Source organism: Vibrio sp. N418 (assembly GCF_000222565.1).
Classification (GTDB): Bacteria; Pseudomonadota; Gammaproteobacteria; order Enterobacterales; family Vibrionaceae; genus Vibrio; species Vibrio scophthalmi.
In genome coordinates this window covers 79,682-97,706 of sequence record NZ_AFWD01000098.1, presented here as the reverse complement: position 1 = coordinate 97,706, position 18,025 = coordinate 79,682, and the positions used below count along the sequence as shown (strand labels likewise).

Genomic DNA, 18,025 nt, shown 5'->3' with positions numbered 1-18,025 from the left:
AGTAGCGATTCAGCCTTTTTTATCACTATCATGAATAATTTCAAAATTGTGCACGACTAAATTAAGTTCTGATTTAGTTTTTTCGCTACATTTAATAGCTCGATACGCGCGTGTTCGAGATCTTCAATATGATGATGGACTGTGTCGGAATTGAGTGTCATATATGGAATGGTGAGTACCGCTAATACATCCCCCTGTACGCCAATAATTGCGACGCTGATATTGGTTACTCCGGAAATTTGTGGGCTTGGCCCTGAGAAATACCCTTTGCTTATTGTTTCTTCGATATGTTGCAAGGTGTTGTTAATCTCATCGGCTGTGGCATTAGATTTTTGCAGAATGGATTGTCTTTTTTCTTCACTACTGTAGCTGAGCAATGCCACGCCAGAGCCTGAACCGCAAATATCTAATGAAGCGCCAAGACGTAATGCAAAACCCATTTTATAAGGGCTTTCTGAACGGGCGATAACAATCAACTCTCCATTTTCATAACGACTTAAGTGGCTTGACTGGTTGAGCTTGAGGCTTAGTTCGTCCATGAGTGGCTGAGCACGTTTAAGCAACTGAGCAATCGGAGGGTGCTGGTTGGAAAGCGCAAACATCTTCAGTGTTAGCGAATAGCTCGAGGTTTCAGGGTCGAATTCAATATATTGCTTATCGACTAAAACCGAGAGCATGCGAAAGATCTCATTAATGCTGCGATCGAGTTTTTCAGCGATCTGCTTTTTGCTTAGGGGGTCTTCTTCATTGGCTAACAACTCGAGAATTTCTAATCCTTTCTCTAGAGCCGGAGCGCGGTACTCTATTTTCTTTTCGTTGGTCATTTTATCTATTATGTCGCTTTAAATTGACGTTGAACTAAAGGTTGCTGGTGTGCCTGCGCCTTAGTTATAAAATTTCAGCCAGTAACAGCAAAGCCCCACACAAGTGGAGCTTTGCCTAAATGATTTATCTAATCAATTATTGAATTAGCCCCATCATTTCGGGAATGGTCATTGATATTGCGGGTATAAAAGTTACCAACATTAGCACAACAAAAATCACGAAGAAAAACGGCAGTAGCGTTTTAATGACGTCATCAATACTAATTCCACTGACCTTACAACCTGTAAACAATATTGGGCCAACAGGTGGTGTTATTGTGCCCAATGATAAGTTAAATACTAAAATAATACCAAATTGCACGGGGTCCATACCCAGGTTCATACAGATTGGTAGGAAGATCGGTGTGAAGATCAGTACCGCTGGTGTTGGATCCATAAAAGTACCAACAAACAACAAGACTAAGTTAATAATCAACAAGATAATAATTGGATTATCGGTCAATGATAGTAACGAGTCGGCAATCATTGCCGGGATTTGCGTGAACGCCATCACCCATGACATGATCGAAGAAGTCGCCAGCATGAAAATGACTATAGCGGACATCTTTGCTGTACTGAGGAAAATTTCAGGTAGTTTTCGAATGTCTAATGCACGGTAACCTAAACTGAGAGCCAAAGCATAAACAACCGCAATCGCCGAGGCTTCCGTTGCGGTAAAGACGCCACCAAGAATGCCGCCAATCACGATAACGATCAGAGAAAGGCTTGGAATCGCATCAACTGCGACTTTTGCACACTCAGCCAGAGTCATTGAATGTTTAACGGTGTAACCACGGCGTTTTGCCATGATACCTGCCACGATCATCACACCGACACCCCATAGAATGCCAGGTAAATAGCCCCCCATAAATAACGCAGTTACCGATACACTACCTGCAACTGTTGCATAGACGATAAGCGTGTTACTTGGAGGAATAAGCATTCCTGTTGGCGCAGAGGCAATATTTACCGCAGTACTAAATGCAGGGTCGTAACCTTCTTTCTTTTGAATTGGCGACATAATACCACCAACGGCGGCGGCTGATGCTACGCCAGAGCCACTGATAGAGCCAAACAGCATGTTTGAAACAACGGTGGTTTGTGCCAAAGAACCGGGTAAAAAACCACTAAAAATCTTGGAAAAGTTAATCAGCCGGATGGCGATTCCGCCATTATTCATGATATTTCCAGCTAAGATGAAAAAGGGTATTGCAAGTAAAGCAAACGAGTCGAGACCAACAAATAGGCGCTGGGCTGACGTGACCATAGCCCCTTGACCCGGAAGAATGGAAAGCATGGCTGCAAAAGAAGAGATCCCAACACTGATACTAATCGGTGCGCCAATCACTAGGAAAAAGAGCGTGCCGCTAAACAATATTAACGCGGCAATAGTTGCTGCATCCATTTCAATGAATCCTTATTTCAATTGTTTTAGACGACGTAGCAGGTTGAGTTCCTGATACAAGAAATAGAAAATGATCAGGCCACCACTAATTGGAATAGCGGCGTAAATGACACCCATCGGAATCTGTAAGGCAGAATCCATTTGCCACATTTGACGCACAGCGCTGCTGTGGCCGCCAATTACCATCACTAATAAAGCAAAGACCGCGGTAGAGAACTCAATAAACATATCAACGTAGATTTGTGTTTTTTCAGCGAATTTTTGTTTCACAAAGCTAATCGCCATGTGCTCGCGTAAACCAAATACGTAGGCGCTACCAATTAAAATCAACCAGATAAAAGCGTATCGAGAAAGCACTTCACTTGTTGCACTTGGGCTACCAAAAAAGTAGCGAGCCACGACTTGGTAGGTAACAAGAGTCGTCATTGCAGCAACAATAAAAATTAAAACGGCAGCAATGACTTTATCAACCCAAAGTTTGAGCGTGTCGAATTTGTCAAAAAGACCATTTGTATTATTAGACATAAGATAAATCCCAAAAAATCGGAGCAGTGCTTACCGCACGCTCCGTTTTTACTCATACTTAAGACATGTTTACAATTTTCTTAAACAGTTCTTTCTGTGCCGGTGTCTTGATCAGTTCTTCTTGCAGTGTTTGACAGCTTTTTTGGAAAGGTTTGATATCAACCTCGTTAAAGATTGCTCCTTTCTCTTGTGCGGATTTCTTCGCGCTTTCAATGTGTTGATTCCAAATGTTGAACTCAATTGGTGTACTTTCTTTTGCCAGGCGTCTTAGTGTCGCTTGGTCTTCTTCAGACATGGTTGAAGTGAAGTAGCTGCTCACTACTAGAAGATCTGGCACCATTAGGTGGCGTGTTGCGGAGAAGTAAGGAGCCACTTCATACTGCTTAAGATCGGCGTAAGTAATTTCGTTGTTTTCTGCGCCATCAAGAACCCCTTGTTGTACCGCAGAATACACTTCACCTTGGCTCATTGGCACGCCAGTTCCGCCCATACAATCCAGCATTTTGATCATGGTGTCTGATTGCATGACGCGAATTTTCTGTCCTTTCATGTCAGCGAAACTATTCACTGGTGCTTGTTTAGTGTACATACTGCGAGCACCGGCGGTGTACGCGGTTAGTACTTCAAAACCAAATTTTTGGGTCGAGGCAAATAGCGCATCGAGCTCACCTGAAGTGAAGACTTTTTCTTGGTGCTCAGAACCGCTATAGATGTATGGCATACCGATGACGCGGAAGGTTTCGTCGTAGTTTTCAACCAGAGGGTTAGCCACCATCGCCATTTGAATAGCACCGTTTTGCACTAGCTCAAGTGCTGCGCGTTGGTCGCCTAATAGAGAGTTCGGGTAAACCGTCAATTTGTAACGACCATCCGTTTCTTCGCTAAGTTTTTTACCAAATTCTTCTAGTGCCAAGTACTGTGGGTGGCTATCCGATTGGTTAAAGGCAGCTTTAATTTCAGTCGCAGCATTTGCAATAGCAGAAAAGCTTAGAGAGCTGGTTACGGCTGCAGCAATAGCGGCAAGTTTTAGAGTTTTAGTAGTCATTTTGTTATCTCCAGTGTAGGTACAGAGTTTTATTAACGAATGGAATTCATATCGATAAAGTCCATGTCATCAAATGTTTGGTTTTCTCCAAGCATTCCCCAAATAAAGCTGTAGTTTTGTGTTCCGCAGCCAGAATGAATAGACCAGCTTGGCGAAAGAACGAGTTGCTTATCTCGGACGACAATGTGACGTGTTTCGCTAGGTTCACCCATGTAATGGAATACCACTTGTGATGGCTTGATATTGAAGTAGAGGTAGACTTCCATACGTCGTTCATGGGTATGAGCAGGCATGGTGTTCCATACACTGCCGACTTGTAGATGGGTAATGCCCATACACAATTGGCACGTTGGTAGTACATCAGGGTGTACGTATTGATTGATAACGCGCGCGTTGGCGTTTTCTAAAGTGCCTAGTTCAACTTTTTTGGCATCCTGTTGAGAGATGATGCGTGATGGATAAGTATGGTGTGCAGGGGCACTCAAGCAATATAAAGCCGCTGGTTCATCGCCATTGAGTGATTCAAATTCTATTTCTTGTTCACCCATCCCTAAATACAATGCATCTAGGTATTCCAATTGATAGTGATTTCCTTTACAGCGAACTTCAGCTTTACCACCAAGATTGATGATGCCGAGTTCGCGGCGTTGTAGAAAGTAATCAGTGCCGAATGCTTTTTTATCGACGTACTCATCAAGCTTAAGAACGCGGCTTGTTGGTGAAACTCCAATCGCGACAACACGATCAATATGGCTGTAGATCATATTGATATGGTCTGCAGTAAATAACTCTTCGGTTAGAAACTCATCGCGTAAACGCTGGCTATCGTAAGACTTCGCGTCAACAGGATTGCTGTTGTAATTAATAAACATGGTGATACTCCTAATTGATGTCGAAATCTTAATTCTTATTTATATTTGATCAATAGTGATCATATATAAATGAAGTTGAGGCGTGATTAACTTCTCTATTTTTTTGAAACAGCGTTTAGTTTTTGTGATCTTGGCGGGTTTGTCGGTGTTTAGGTCGTTTGACGCAGCGGTGAAAAGTGGTTGAAATAACGAAATATGAAGGAAGGTGAGAAGCAGAATAGGGCCAATAAAGGCGTTGAGTTGTGCTAAAGGCGCTACTTACGGTAGGTAACAAAAAAGGAGCCGAAGCTCCTTTTTTAGTTTGTGTTAATTAGCGATAAATCAAATTAGACCAATGGGTTAGGCCTGCAGTGACTGAGCCAAAGTAGTTGCCAGCGATGATTTCAGTATTCGGTAATACCGACGCGACAGCGGCAGTCAGTACGGTGGAACGTGCTGAGCCGCCGGTCATGTAAATCACGTCGGGTTTGATACCACTCTGTGTGACGGCTTCTTCCACCAAATTACGGATTTTCAGCATTGGATTATCTATGGCGGCTTCAATTTCGCTGCGCTGGGTAATGATTTCAACGCGTTCAGAGATTAAGTCAATCAGCGCGGTGTAATCATCATGGTCAGATAAGGCTATTTTCGCTCGTTCCGCTTGGTTAATCACGCCGTAGCCCAAGGTTTCTTGGTGTAGCTTCAATAGGCGGCCTAGCTTTTTTGGCTCTGCGGCTTGTTTGAAAAACTCACGCAGTGGTTTTAGATTATCACTGCCATAGAAGCTACGCTGGGCTTGGACGTCGTTAATAGCCATTGCATTCCAATATTGGATTAGGGGTAAATCTAAACCGTTGAGTAATTTACTGCCAAGGCCAAACTCTTTCATAAAGCATTTAAAGGCAATAAAAATATCCAAATCGTTACCACCGACCATTTGGCCTGTGTGGGCGAGCAAAGAGTCATTCCGTTCCAGTTTGTTGTGCCAACTTGGCCCCATACGAATCATCGAACAGTCAGTGGTACCACCGCCGATATCGACCACGAGAACATTTTTGTCTTCGGTTAAGCTGGCTTCAAAATCAAGCCCGGCAGCAACGGGTTCATACTGAAATTCGACATCTTTAAATCCGGCACGTTTGGCTGCACGGGTGAGAATATCAACCGCTTGGATATTAGAGTTTTCACCACCACGGCCTAAAAAGTTTACCGGTCGACCAATGACGGTTTGAGTAATATCCGTTTGAATGGAATGTTCAGCACGACGCTTGATATTGCTCATCATGGCACAAACCAGATCTTCGAAGAAAGAGAGCTGAATATCACGCAGTCCCATTGCGCCTAAAAATGATTTCGGTGATTTAACGAAATAGGTGTCTTTTGGGTCTTCGAGATATAACTCGAGTGCTTGATGACCAAACTTTACATCGTCAGCTTGGACTTCAAGCCCTTCTTCACGGTTGATTTTTACCGCGCGGCGAAGGACGGCTTCGTTAGTCTCATCACTCGGTTTTATGTCTAAACAGCGAAAAAGATACTCAGAGACCGATTCTGCGTTTGGCGCACACAGTGTTGATGGGATAAAAGCATTTTCACCGACCAATGGGATTTGGGTGATTTTGCCATCAACAGTATGAGCGACGCTGCAGTTTGCAGTACCGAAATCGAAACCTATAGACATGTATACCTCAGAGACTAGAAACAAGGGGGCGCACACTAAACCTTAGATGCGTAGACGGGTCAAGGGCAATAGGTCATTTTTCTTAATTGCAACTAGGCGGCGTCATGATGATGTTCCCTTGGCGGTTGGAAAATTTCGCTCTTGAAAACAGAGAAACAGGTCTGAAGCAATAAGCTATTTGTCCACCCCAGTTTATCGTGCGGCTTCGGTGGCTATATATGTTTTGCTTCTTACTTGGTTGGATATCATATTTAGAAACTCGGGTCATTTGGTTGTATTTTGATTGCTTAATACCCAGATCGTCTGTGTAGAGCGGTATAACTTAAAAAGGAAAAGTCATGACAAATGAATACATCCCAGCAAAAGTATGGACAGAAGATACCAATACCGGCGGCACTTGGGCTAGCATCAATCGCCCAACTTCCGGTGCTCGCCATGAGCAAGAGTTGCCAGTGGGTGAACATGCACTACAACTTTATTCGATGGGTACGCCAAACGGTCAGAAAGTCACCATTATGCTCGAAGAGCTACTTGTTCTCGGTGTAACAGAGGCAGAGTATGATGCGTATTTGATCCGTATCAGTGATGGCGACCAGTTTTCTTCAGGGTTTGTCGCGGCGAACCCAAATTCAAAAATTCCAGTGTTGGTCGATCATTCAGTCACGCCTGCGATTAACGTCTTTGAATCCGGGCATATTTTGCTATATCTCGCGGAAAAATTTGGACAATTACTACCAAAAGAGCTTGCTCAGCGCACGGTCGCGATGAACTGGTTATTCTGGTTACAAGGTAGTGCGCCATATCTAGGAGGGGGATTTGGTCATTTTTACGCTTACGCACCAGAGAAACTTGAGTATCCAATCAATCGATTTACCATGGAAGCCAAGCGTCAACTCGATCTACTGGATAAACACTTAGCCGATAATCGCTATTTAGCAGGGGATGAATATTCGATTGCCGATATCGCTACTTGGCCATGGTATGGCAACTTGGTGCTGGGTAATTTGTATAACGCCGCTGAGTTTTTAGATGTGGAGCGTTATCCAAATCTGCTGCGTTGGGCGAATGAAATTGCCGAACGTGAAGCGGTACAACGTGGTCGTATTGTTAATCGTGCTTGGGGCGAAGAGTGGGAACAAGTACCAGAGCGTCATAGCAAGGCTGATATTGACCAAGTGCTGGCTAAGCATCCCAAATAACCAATGGTTTGCTCTCGATGTTTAATAGCCCTCATTTGAGGGCTATTTTGTTATATTTGCTAATAAAGCGGCACAATAAAATCGGCATCGGTAAGTGCGAACTTCGCGGCTTCGGTCTGGCTTTTTTGTTGACCAATTTTTGAGGCTTTCGGTAATACCACAAAAACAATTTCAGGTTTGGCGGTAATTCGTTTGCTGCGCTCGCCATCGGTGTTGAGTTTATAGCCGTCAATGTAGATGGTAAGAACAGTGTCGTTACGACTTCGTTGATGGACAAAAAACGAACCTAATTCATGTACGGCCCCCCAAACGATGGTCAGTGGGGCTTGTTGCACGCTGGGAAGGTAAATATCGTAGCTGCGGTTGGGGAAACCCGATCGGATGCTATTGGTGGTGACTTCTAGACGGCGTTTAATAAATTGCCCATCTTGAAAAGGCATTGCCTCTTTGGTGCGTTTATCTTGTGCTTCTCCGTTGCATTTTCGTGCTTCTGGTTTATGTGCGTAGTGGCGATAAGTCGCACAAGCAAACTCTTCAACTAAGGTTTGAATACCTTTAACTAAAGCTTTAGAAGCAAAAGCATCTAGCTCAAACTGCCCCATGACATCGATCTGTTTAAACAGGTCAGGTGCGGCATCTTTAAACTCGTTATCAAAGCGTAAAGGTATAAAACGATCTTGTTCTATGGCGGCTTTTAGTACGTTATCAGTGTCATAGACTCGCCGACCTTGGCTGTCCATGATTGACCATGCGAGGTTACTGTAGTCTGCGTAGAGCGGGTAACTGATCAAGCCAATAGTGAGGAAAATCAATAGACGCATGTTTCATTCCTTGAACGATTCGCGTTACTTTGAGTGTAGTTCCTTGTTTGATGGTCGCGCTAACTAAACGTCATCATTAGCCAGCGATTATCGCTGGCTTTTTATGCGCGCAGTTTTTCAATTTTGGCATCCCACCCACTGTCATAAAAAATTCACCATGATAACGATTGTGAAATGCCTGAAAATTCATCATATTGTAATTCCACTGTAACATTAAAAGAGGCGCATATATGGAAAGACAAGAAATGATCCACCCTTCTAACTTTGGTGTCATTAGCCGCACTTGCTTATTTTCTTTCGCTGGTTTGATTGGCGTATTTTTATTTATATAACCCTATTCTAAATAGGCCTTGTAGAGTTTGTGGGTACTAACTTGGTATGGTCATTTACCTAGCGCCCACCGACTTGTTCTGTTAACTTGCTACAATCTCAATGTGTAAATGGATTGTACATCGTGTCTAAAACCTTCCCTTGTTATTCAAATCGATTTGCCTCACTTCCTAATACTTTCTTTACTGCCGTTTCCCCTCAACCATTAGAAAATACCCGTTGGGTGAGTTGGAATGCATCTCTTGCCGCGCAATTTGGACTCCCAGATCAGGCGCCGATCGGAGAGTTAAAGCAGCAGCTTGCTGGGGAGCTTAGTCATCCTCAATTTATGCCGTTAGCGATGAAATACGCTGGCCACCAATTTGGTGTTTATAACCCTGAACTTGGTGATGGTCGCGGGCTATTGCTTTGTGAGCTGGAAAATAAACAAGGCAAAATATTTGATGTGCATTTGAAAGGCGCAGGACTGACACCCTATTCTCGCATGGGGGATGGTAGAGCGGTATTACGTTCGACGATTCGCGAATATTTATGCAGTGAAGCGATGGCCGGTTTGGGCATTGCGACTACTCGTGCGCTTGGTATGCTGGCTTCTGATTCCCCGGTTTACCGTGAGAAACAAGAGCAAGGGGCATTGTTATTGCGTATGGCTGAGAGTCATATCCGCTTTGGTCACTTTGAGCACTTTTTCTATACCAATCAACTTAGTGAGATCAAGTTGCTCGCCGATAAAGTGATTGAGTGGTATTGGCCTGAGTTGGCAGAGGCGGAGCAATCTTATGCGGCGATGTTTGAGCTGGTGGTCGATAATACCGCGTTAATGATCGCTCAATGGCAAGCGATAGGATTTTGTCATGGCGTGATGAACACCGATAATATGTCGATTTTAGGCCAAACTTTTGACTACGGACCTTTTGCATTTTTAGATGATTACGATGCCAGCTACATTTGTAATCACTCTGATTACCAAGGGCGTTATGCTTTTAACCAGCAGCCACGAATTGCGCTATGGAACCTATCAGCGCTGGGTCATGCGCTTTCCCCTTTGATTGATAAAGCACAAATAGAAGCGGCATTAGCGCAATTTGAACCACGATTGCAGCAATACTATAGCCAGCAGATGCGCGCTAAATTAGGTCTGCACAATAAACTTGAACAAGATGGTGAATTGTTTGTGATGCTGTTTGATTTACTTGAGCAGCACAAGCCGGATTACACTCGTTTTATGCGTGAACTATCGAACATCGATCGCCACGGATCGCAACCAATTATTGACTTATTTATCGATCGTGATGCTGCGAAGGCTTGGCTTGATCTTTACCTCGCACGATGTGAATTAGAGGTCGATGAGGATGAACAGATCGTCACCGCAGCGATTCGATGTGAGGCGATGCGTGCGAATAACCCGAAATATGTTTTGCGCAACTACTTGCTTCAGTTGGCAATCGATAAAGCCGAACAAGGTGATTATTCTGATGTGGAACAATTAGCGAGGGTATTGGTGACGCCATTTGACGAGCAGTCACACATGGAAGAGCTGGCAAAGTTGCCACCAGAATGGGGCAAGGGGATGGAGATAAGTTGTTCTTCGTAGATAAGCACGATTGAGCAATTGAGTCATAGTGCATTGCTCCTCTGGTTTGGGGCAGATCTTACTCATTGAGAAATCATGATGGGTGGTTTTCTACCCATCTCATAAACAGTTATGGGTATTTTTGATACCCCTCATCTCGCGTCATACTCTAAATGTTTGAGTTTAAAGTAATTTAAAATATTTATAATAAGTGGCTCGCTTATTGCCCTTAGTTAATTATCAACACCCAGTGATGGGGTTGTTTATTTAACAAGGAGAATAATAATGTTTAAGCCTTTGACCCTACTGTCTGTTTCCGTTCTTGCTACGACCAGTTTTAATGCCATGGCAGCGTGTGATCCCGGTGAAACCGTGATTAAGTTCAGTCACGTAACTAATACAGATAAGCACCCTAAAGGAATTGCAGCCTCACTACTTGAGCAGCGTGTTAACGAGGAGATGAACGGTAAAGTCTGTATGCAGGTTTTCCCTAATTCGACGCTGTACGATGACAATAAAGTGCTTGAGGCACTGCTCAATGGTGATGTGCATCTTGCTGCGCCGTCACTGTCTAAGTTTGAAAAGTTCACTAAAAAGTACCGCATTTTTGATCTGCCTTTTTTGTTTGAAGATGTGGCAGCAGTCGATCGTTTTCAAAACTCAGAGTCTGGCGACCAGCTTAAAAATGCAATGAAGCGTCGTGGTCTGCAAGGATTGGCATTTTGGCATAATGGCATGAAGCAGATGTCGGCCAATAAACCGCTGATCTCGCCAGCCGATGCAGAAGGTTTGAAATTCCGCGTACAAGCATCTGATGTGCTGGTGGCTCAGTTTGAGCAGCTTGGCGCAAACCCGCAAAAAATGTCCTTCAAAGAAGTTTATGGTGGCCTACAAACCAAGGTTATCGATGGACAAGAGAACACCTGGTCCAATATCTACGGTAAGAAGTTCTTTGAAGTTCAAGACGGCATCACCGAGACCAATCACGGCATACTCGATTACCTTGTGGTGACCTCGACCGATTTTTGGAACAATTTACCAGCGGATCAGCGCGATCAGCTCAACACCATAATTCAAGAAGTCTCGGTTGCGCGTAATGCCGAATCAAGCAAAGTAAACCAGCAAAACAAAACCAACATCATTGAAGCGGGTGGGGAAGTTCGTAGTTTAACGCCTGCACAGCGCCAAGAGTGGGTTGTTGCCCTGCAACCCGTATGGGCCAAGTTTGAGAAAGACATTGGTGCAGAACTGATTCAAGCTGCACTGGATTCTAACAATAATTAACCCGTTTTGGTTTGGCCCTCGACATCGGGACGAGGGCCTTTTGTCTGATCTTAAATTTTAGAAGCGAATTACTATGGAACAGTCGATTTTTGCTCGAGTGGGTAAGGTCACCGATAGTCTCGAAGAGGGCTTGATTGCGTTCTTTTTAGGTGCGATGACGCTGCTTACCTTTGCCAATGTTATTTTTCGATATGTCTTCAATGACAACATTCTTTGGGCATTAGAACTGACCGTCTTTATGTTTGCATGGATGGTGCTTGTTGGGGCGTCTTATGGTGTTAAAAAACATTTTCATATCGGTGTTGATGTGATTATCAATTTGGCGCCGGAAAAAATGCGCAAAGTGTATGCGTTAGTCGCCGCCGCCTGTTGTTTAACATTCTCGGTTTTACTGTTGATTGGTTCTTGGAACTACTGGTATCCATTCGTGACCGATCGAGCATGGTATGAAACGGACGATATCCCCATGCCGGAGATGCTGCAATTTTTGGCGGATTGGCTCAATGAAGGTGAGCGTTATGAAAAAATGCCTCGATTTATCCCCTATATGGCGTTGCCTATTGGTATGGCATTACTGACGTTGCGTTTTGCGCAAGCCACTTGGCAAATCATCTTGAATAAATCGGATCGATTGATAGCAGGTCATGAAGCTGAAGAAGATTTACAGGCGTTAAAAGCCGAGTTAGCGCAAGCTGGAGATGAGCTCGCGAACAGCCAGAACAAGAGCAATAAAAACGGCAAGGAGAGCGAATAAATGGATATCCTATTTCTGTTCATTATGGTGATTGGCTTTATGCTGATTGGCGTGCCGATCGCGGTTTCGCTGGGCTTATCTAGCATGCTGTTTTTAATGATGCATTCTGATGCGTCTTTAGCGTCGGTTGCTCAAACGTTATTTAATGCCTTTGCGGGTCACTACACTTTGTTGGCGATTCCCTTTTTCATATTGGCTTCTAGCTTTATGTCGACAGGTGGAGTGGCGAAACGAATTATCCGTTTTGCGATCGCAATGGTCGGTTGGTTCCGTGGTGGTTTAGCCATGGCATCGGTGGTGGCCTGTATGATGTTTGCTGCGCTGTCAGGCTCATCGCCGGCGACGGTGGTCGCGATCGGTAGTATCGTTATTGCAGGGATGATTAAAAACGGTTACTCAAAAGAATTTGCTGCGGGCGTGATTTGCAACGCAGGCACGCTGGGTATTTTGATCCCGCCGTCGATTGTTATGGTGGTGTATGCGGCGGCGACGGATGTATCGGTTGGACGAATGTTTTTGGGTGGTGTGATCCCCGGCTTATTGGCGGGTGTGATGCTGATGATTGCGATATATATTGCGGCTCGCATCAAAAAGCTCCCTAAACAGCCGTTTGTGGGTTGGAAAGAGATGTTTATTGCCGCCAAAGACGCCAGTTGGGGATTGTTGTTGGTGGTGATCATCCTCGGTGGTATTTATGGCGGTGTGTTTACCCCAACAGAAGCTGCGGCGGTTGCGGCGGTTTATTCGTTCTTGATTGCTAATTTCATCTACCAAGATATGGGGCCGTTTGCTGATAAAGAAAACACCAAGCCGGTGTTAGTTAAAGTGCTGCAAGCTTTTGTCCACAAGGATACCAAAAGCACCTTGTATGATGCGGGTAAGCTGACGATTATGTTGCTATTCATCATTGCCAATGCCTTGATTCTAAAGCACGTATTAACGGAAGAACGTATTCCGCAAATGATCACTGAGTCGATGTTGTCGGCAGGGTTAGGGCCAATCACCTTCTTAATTGTGGTGAACGTATTGCTCTTGATTGGCGGTCAGTTTATGGAACCGTCCGGCTTGTTGATTATTGTCGCCCCATTGGTTTTCCCAATCGCGATTGCATTAGGGATCGACCCGATTCATCTTGGTATTATGATGGTGGTGAATATGGAAATAGGGATGATAACGCCCCCCGTAGGCCTAAATCTCTTTGTGACGGCGGGGGTTGCCAAAATGTCGATGATGCAAGTCGTGAAGGCGGCACTACCATGGGTTGGTGTGATGTTCCTCTTCCTCATCATCGTTACTTACGTGCCGTGGGTATCAACGTGGTTGCCGACTACGCTGATGGGGCCTGAAATAATCACCAAATAGTTTCGTAGGCAATAGCTTCGTAGAAAATAGATTCGTATGAAATAGATTCATAGGAAAAAGGCGAGGAGGCGCTAAACCTCCTCATCGATATGCTTTTTTCCTTCGTTTCGCGGGTCACAACCCATTTGCCTGCGTTCGTAAAATCGCCATTTTGCTTGGCGATTTTTACGTCTATCTTCACCTGAACGCTGATCAGGTCGGTAAATGCCATTAATCAAAACCGTGTCGGCGATGACTTTTATTTTGGTTTTTTCTCCCATCGTATTCCTCCCCAGCTTTTTGTTTAAGTATTATCGATATTTCAATACTTTGCCAAATTTGGATGATATCAATGTGGTTTATAAACCGAGTGGAGTAAGTACATAGCTCAATCGTCAGGCTATTAAGCCGCAATCACTACTGGGTGTCCTAGGCTTGGGTGAGTGATGATCGACACCTTGTGCTGATAAACTTGTTCAATGACAGTAGAACTCAGCGCTTTTTCAGGAATATCATCAGCAACGATAGAACCATTATTTAAGATCACGATACGATCGGCGTATTGGGCGGCTAAGTTCAAATCATGCAATACCGCAACGACGGTAGCGCCTTGCTGTGCCCATTTTTGTGCGAGCGCGAGTGTGCTGTGTTGATGATGGATATCCAAAGCTGAGGTCGGCTCATCAAGGAGTAAAATCTTGTTCTTACCACTTTGTTCAAGTTGCGTTAGAACTCGGGCGAGATGAATGCGCTGCTTTTCTCCGCCTGACAATGTTGGATAATCTCGGTTGGCTAAATGGATAACATCGATCTGTTGCATATAACCATCAATCACACCATCTAGTTCCTCGCGTGACATCGACAGCCCCAGCCCTCCCAGTGCAACGACTTCACGCGCGCTAAAATTAAACGACAACGAACTACTTTGCGGTAATACACCAAAGTGTTTTGCGAGTTGATCAGAACGCCATTGTTCACGTGGCTGGCCGAATAATGCAAAATTACCTCGCGCGCTAATCTCCCCGGTAAGTGATTTCAGTAATGTACTTTTGCCAGTGCCATTAGGGCCAAGTAACGCGGTAAATTCACCTCGATTGAGAGACAGATTGACGTCATCTAGAATGGTTCGGCCACTTAAAGCGATGGATAAATTCTGTATGGCGACCGTCGTTTGCGCGCGATATTCGTCGATCGAATGGCCTTGAGTAGCTTGATCGGATGAAAACAGAGATAACATTATAAACGCCCCTTTTGTTTGATAAGTAACCAGATGAAAAAGGGCGCGCCCAGTAAAGCGGTTACAATACCTACGGGCATATCTAATGGGGCAACCACTGTGCGAGCCAGCATATCGGCGACTAAAAGTAACAAACCGCCCATAAGCAAGGTCACAGGTAGTAGAGAACGAAAATTGGGTCCAATGAGCATTCGAGCTAGATGTGGCACTATTAGCCCTATAAAGCCGATCATACCGGCTAGCGCGACGGTGACACCCACCCCAGCAGCGGCAAGAATGATTAAACGTCGTTTTAGTGATTGCACATTGATGCCCATATGGCGAGCTTCGGCTTCACCTAATAACATCGCATTGAGTTTATCTGCGTCGCGGTAGTATACGATGAACAGTATCGCTAGAGTACTGAAAGCCAGCCATAGACCACGAGGGTTCGCTCCCGCTAAAGACCCCATAGTCCATAATGACAGGTCACGTAATGCTTGATCGTCGGCAAAATAGTTAAGTAAACCTAAGGCTGCGCCTGCTAGGGCGGCGATCGCAACCCCTGCCAGTAACATCATGGTCACTGATGTGCCATTGGCGCCAGTTCCCAAGCGATAGACGACAAAGGTAATCACCGTACCTCCAAGGCAGGCAAAGACGGGAACCGTACCAAATAATAGTAAAGTCGGATAATGGGTCGCGAGTTCGCCAAACAGAACGATCGCGATTGCGGCTCCAAGCGCGGCACCCGATGAGACACCGATAATTCCCGGATCTGCTAATGGATTGCGAAATAAACCCTGCATTACCGCGCCGCTAATCGCTAAAATGCCGCCAACGGCGATCGCGAGCAAAGTGCGAGGTAAACGCACTTGTTGCACGACCATGGTGATATGAGCCGGTAGATCAGCCTTGGCACTAGAAAAAAAGAGGTTAGGTAGCAGTGATTTAATGCTATCAAAAAAGCCAATATTCATCGGGCCAACACTGATGGATGCGACCGTGGCAAAGTAAAGAGAAATCGCTGCGATAATACACAGTGATTTTGCGCTAAGTAGACGTGACGCTGTCATTGTGGAAACTACCATTGTGAATCGTTACTGTGATTCTTTGGGGTGAAACTGATTGAACAGGTCATCAGCCAGTACCAAGCTCTCGATACCCAGCCCACCGATAATTGCGCTGCCATTAACGGCAATAATACGATCTTGGCTGCCAGCGGGGGTCGCTGCTAATAATGGAAACTCTTGTAAAATACCTTCTTTACCGCCCAACGCTTGCCATGCACGTTTGGTGACCAAAAGATAATCGGGTTGCATTTCTACCATTGCTTCTTGTGAGACAGGTTTATATGAGCTCATCATATTTTTGGCTGGGTTTTGCCCACCAGCGAGCTGAACGATGACATCAATAGTGGTTTTATCACCAGCAATCGTTGCCGGACGTCCTTTGCTGAGCATCGCAAACAGAACCTTTGGTGCGTCTGTAACATCTCGTTGTTGCATCGCATCGAGTTTTGACTTAATTGAAGCTTTTAGGTCTACCGCATGGTCTTGTGTGCCGGTAATCGCGGCGATTTTATCGATGCGATTAAAGAGATCTTGCTCAGTATCACCAGATGGAACGGTTTCGACATCAATCCCGCCATTTTTAAGCAGTGTTAACGTGCTATCTGGCCCCATTTCATGCGAACCAATTAGGTGAGTTGGCGATAAGGCCATTAGCCCTTCGGCAGAGAGTTGACGGTGATAACCGACCAGTGGCAGCTTCTCATCCTGATTGTATTTTTTACTGGTTACGTCGAGTGCAACTAACTGCTCTTTTGCTCCTAAGGCAACGATAAGCTCAGTGATACTAGAGCCTGCGCTAATAATGCGATTCGTTTGCGCGGATTGAGACTCGGTGTGTTGTTGTGCCATTAGAGAGCTTGAGGCTACCAATAGGCCAAAAGCAAAAGCGAGCTTTTTCATTAATGTTCTTCCATAACAATGTTTGTGGCGGAGATATGATTTGTTTGCATAAAAGCGAGTAAGTTAAGCATGGATTCGACGTTGGCTTTCTTATCCGCTGCAATGACAATCGCTTTATCGGGGGTTTCATTGCGAGCTTTGAGTAGCGCCGCAGTAAACTGTTCCCAATCGTGAAATTCTGTGCCATCGACAGCCCACTGATTCGCCTGCTCAGAGCGGTCATCTGAATAGAGAATCGCTACAGAGATCACCGGCTTGTCAGGTCGGGTCAGTGTGTTGCTTTCTTCTGTTTTAGGAATGTCGACATTGAGTGTTTGCACACTAACATTGGCAGTAAGTAACAGAAAAACCATCACAATAAAAATGATGTCGAGCATCGGGGTTAAGTCGGGTTTAAATTCCTCATCACTGAATTGGGAATGTGATTGAATCATCAAACCACCTCTTCAGTGGTAGGCGTGATAAAGATTTTTTGCTTAGCGCATTCTTGTTTATCACAGCGACTTTCTGCACAAGGGTCTACCGAGATACCTTCGATATGTAAATTGCTATGATTGAGCGTGTATTCAATTTTGGCTAAGGTTTTCTCCACCCACATACTGAGCAGTTGCGCTCCCATAATAGCGGGTAGGGCAATCAATAAACCCGCGGCGGTGGTGGTCATCGCAAGGCCGAGACCATCGGCTAGATTTGCCGGAGAAATTGCCCCTTGAGTTGAAGTGATACCTTTGAACATCTCCATTAACCCCAACACGGTACCAAGTAAACCGATGAGCGGGCTAATAACACCAATCATCGATAGCAAACGGATACCAGAGCGAAATTGCTGGCGTTTCTTAAATAGCCAAATACTGACCGCCTCTTCACGCAAAGGTTTAGTGAAGTGACGATGGTTAAGTAGCATACGCATGGATTGGAATGCGAGCTGGCGGCCACTTAATTTTTGCGTAATAAAACGATCCACTTCATCCGCATTATTGAAGTCGAGTTTATGCACCTGCTGCAAAATTTGTTTGGTGTAGGTTCGACCATTGAGCAGCATGTAGAAGGTTCGCTCAATTAAGATAACCAGAGTGAGAAATGACATGGTGATAAGTGGCCATGTCATGATACCGAGTTGGCTTTGAATATGACTCAATGTTTGCATCATGATTTGTGGTA

18 protein-coding genes are annotated in these 18,025 nt (G+C 44.8%); 5 read left to right on the top strand and 13 right to left on the bottom strand.

Annotation, left to right across the window (positions count from 1 at the left end; all coding sequences use genetic code 11):
• Positions 1 to 56: 56 nt before the first annotated feature.
• From RH86_RS19255 to yegD, 6 genes are all read right to left on the bottom strand, one after another.
• Positions 57 to 824, bottom strand: a complete 768-nt coding sequence (locus RH86_RS19255) for an IclR family transcriptional regulator (RefSeq protein WP_009388094.1) — start codon at positions 822 to 824, stop codon at positions 57 to 59.
• Positions 825 to 960: 136 nt separating this feature from the next.
• On the bottom strand, positions 961 to 2,268 hold the full coding sequence (locus tag RH86_RS19250; RefSeq protein ID WP_009388093.1) for a TRAP transporter large permease: 1,308 nt from the start codon (positions 2,266 to 2,268) through the stop codon (positions 961 to 963).
• 12 nt (positions 2,269 to 2,280) lie between these two features.
• Positions 2,281 to 2,793: a TRAP transporter small permease gene (locus RH86_RS19245; RefSeq protein WP_009388092.1), complete on the bottom strand. Its 513-nt coding sequence runs from the start codon at positions 2,791 to 2,793 to the stop codon at positions 2,281 to 2,283.
• Between the two features lie 58 nt (positions 2,794 to 2,851).
• Positions 2,852 to 3,838, bottom strand: coding sequence for a TRAP transporter substrate-binding protein (locus tag RH86_RS19240; RefSeq protein ID WP_009388091.1), 987 nt, complete (start codon positions 3,836 to 3,838; stop codon positions 2,852 to 2,854).
• 32 nt (positions 3,839 to 3,870) lie between these two features.
• A complete protein-coding gene (gene kduI, locus RH86_RS19235) occupies positions 3,871 to 4,710 on the bottom strand; it encodes a 5-dehydro-4-deoxy-D-glucuronate isomerase (protein ID WP_009388089.1) in 840 nt (279 codons plus the stop codon).
• Between the two features lie 310 nt (positions 4,711 to 5,020).
• Complete coding sequence (gene yegD, locus RH86_RS19230) at positions 5,021 to 6,373, bottom strand: molecular chaperone (RefSeq protein WP_009388088.1); 1,353 nt, start codon at positions 6,371 to 6,373, stop codon at positions 5,021 to 5,023.
• A gap of 338 nt (positions 6,374 to 6,711) precedes the next feature.
• Here yegD and yghU point away from each other — a divergent pair, with 338 nt between their 5' ends.
• On the top strand, positions 6,712 to 7,572 hold the full coding sequence (gene yghU / locus RH86_RS19225; protein ID WP_009388087.1) for a glutathione-dependent disulfide-bond oxidoreductase: 861 nt from the start codon (positions 6,712 to 6,714) through the stop codon (positions 7,570 to 7,572).
• Positions 7,573 to 7,631: 59 nt separating this feature from the next.
• Here the strand turns inward: yghU and RH86_RS19220 are convergent, their stop codons facing one another.
• A complete protein-coding gene (locus RH86_RS19220) occupies positions 7,632 to 8,393 on the bottom strand; it encodes a hypothetical protein (RefSeq protein ID WP_009388086.1) in 762 nt (253 codons plus the stop codon).
• Positions 8,394 to 8,847: 454 nt separating this feature from the next.
• Here RH86_RS19220 and RH86_RS19215 point away from each other — a divergent pair, with 454 nt between their 5' ends.
• The 4 genes from RH86_RS19215 (at position 8,848) to RH86_RS19200 (ending at position 13,696) form a co-directional block, all read left to right on the top strand.
• Positions 8,848 to 10,317, top strand: a complete 1,470-nt coding sequence (locus RH86_RS19215) for a protein adenylyltransferase SelO (RefSeq protein WP_009388084.1) — start codon at positions 8,848 to 8,850, stop codon at positions 10,315 to 10,317.
• Between the two features lie 264 nt (positions 10,318 to 10,581).
• Positions 10,582 to 11,580, top strand: a complete 999-nt coding sequence (locus RH86_RS19210) for a TRAP transporter substrate-binding protein (protein ID WP_009388083.1) — start codon at positions 10,582 to 10,584, stop codon at positions 11,578 to 11,580.
• Between the two features lie 73 nt (positions 11,581 to 11,653).
• Entirely contained in the window at positions 11,654 to 12,334 is a 681-nt protein-coding gene (locus RH86_RS19205; protein WP_005600299.1) for a TRAP transporter small permease, read from the top strand.
• Positions 12,335 to 13,696, top strand: coding sequence for a TRAP transporter large permease (locus RH86_RS19200; protein ID WP_005600301.1), 1,362 nt, complete (start codon positions 12,335 to 12,337; stop codon positions 13,694 to 13,696).
• A 71-nt stretch (positions 13,697 to 13,767) separates the two neighbouring features.
• Here RH86_RS19200 and RH86_RS19195 read toward each other — a convergent pair whose 3' ends face one another.
• The 6 genes from RH86_RS19195 to RH86_RS19170 all read right to left on the bottom strand — a co-directional run bounded on the left by RH86_RS19195 (position 13,768) and on the right by RH86_RS19170 (position 18,014).
• Positions 13,768 to 13,956, bottom strand: coding sequence for a hypothetical protein (locus tag RH86_RS19195; RefSeq protein ID WP_009388082.1), 189 nt, complete (start codon positions 13,954 to 13,956; stop codon positions 13,768 to 13,770).
• A 122-nt stretch (positions 13,957 to 14,078) separates the two neighbouring features.
• A complete protein-coding gene (locus RH86_RS19190; protein WP_009388081.1) occupies positions 14,079 to 14,912 on the bottom strand; it encodes a heme ABC transporter ATP-binding protein in 834 nt (277 codons plus the stop codon).
• Positions 14,912 to 15,967, bottom strand: coding sequence for a FecCD family ABC transporter permease (locus RH86_RS19185; RefSeq protein ID WP_009388080.1), 1,056 nt, complete (start codon positions 15,965 to 15,967; stop codon positions 14,912 to 14,914). The genes RH86_RS19190 and RH86_RS19185 overlap by 1 nt, the downstream gene beginning before the upstream one ends.
• Before the next feature lie 24 nt (positions 15,968 to 15,991).
• Positions 15,992 to 16,864 carry a hemin ABC transporter substrate-binding protein gene (locus RH86_RS19180; protein WP_009388079.1) on the bottom strand — a complete coding sequence of 291 codons (873 nt, stop codon included), beginning with the start codon at positions 16,862 to 16,864 and terminating at the stop codon, positions 15,992 to 15,994.
• Complete coding sequence (locus RH86_RS19175; protein WP_009388078.1) at positions 16,864 to 17,298, bottom strand: ExbD/TolR family protein; 435 nt, start codon at positions 17,296 to 17,298, stop codon at positions 16,864 to 16,866. Before RH86_RS19175 ends, RH86_RS19180 begins: the two co-directional genes overlap by 1 nt.
• Complete coding sequence (locus RH86_RS19170) at positions 17,298 to 18,014, bottom strand: MotA/TolQ/ExbB proton channel family protein (protein ID WP_009388077.1); 717 nt, start codon at positions 18,012 to 18,014, stop codon at positions 17,298 to 17,300. Before RH86_RS19170 ends, RH86_RS19175 begins: the two co-directional genes overlap by 1 nt.
• Positions 18,015 to 18,025: the final 11 nt, after the last annotated feature.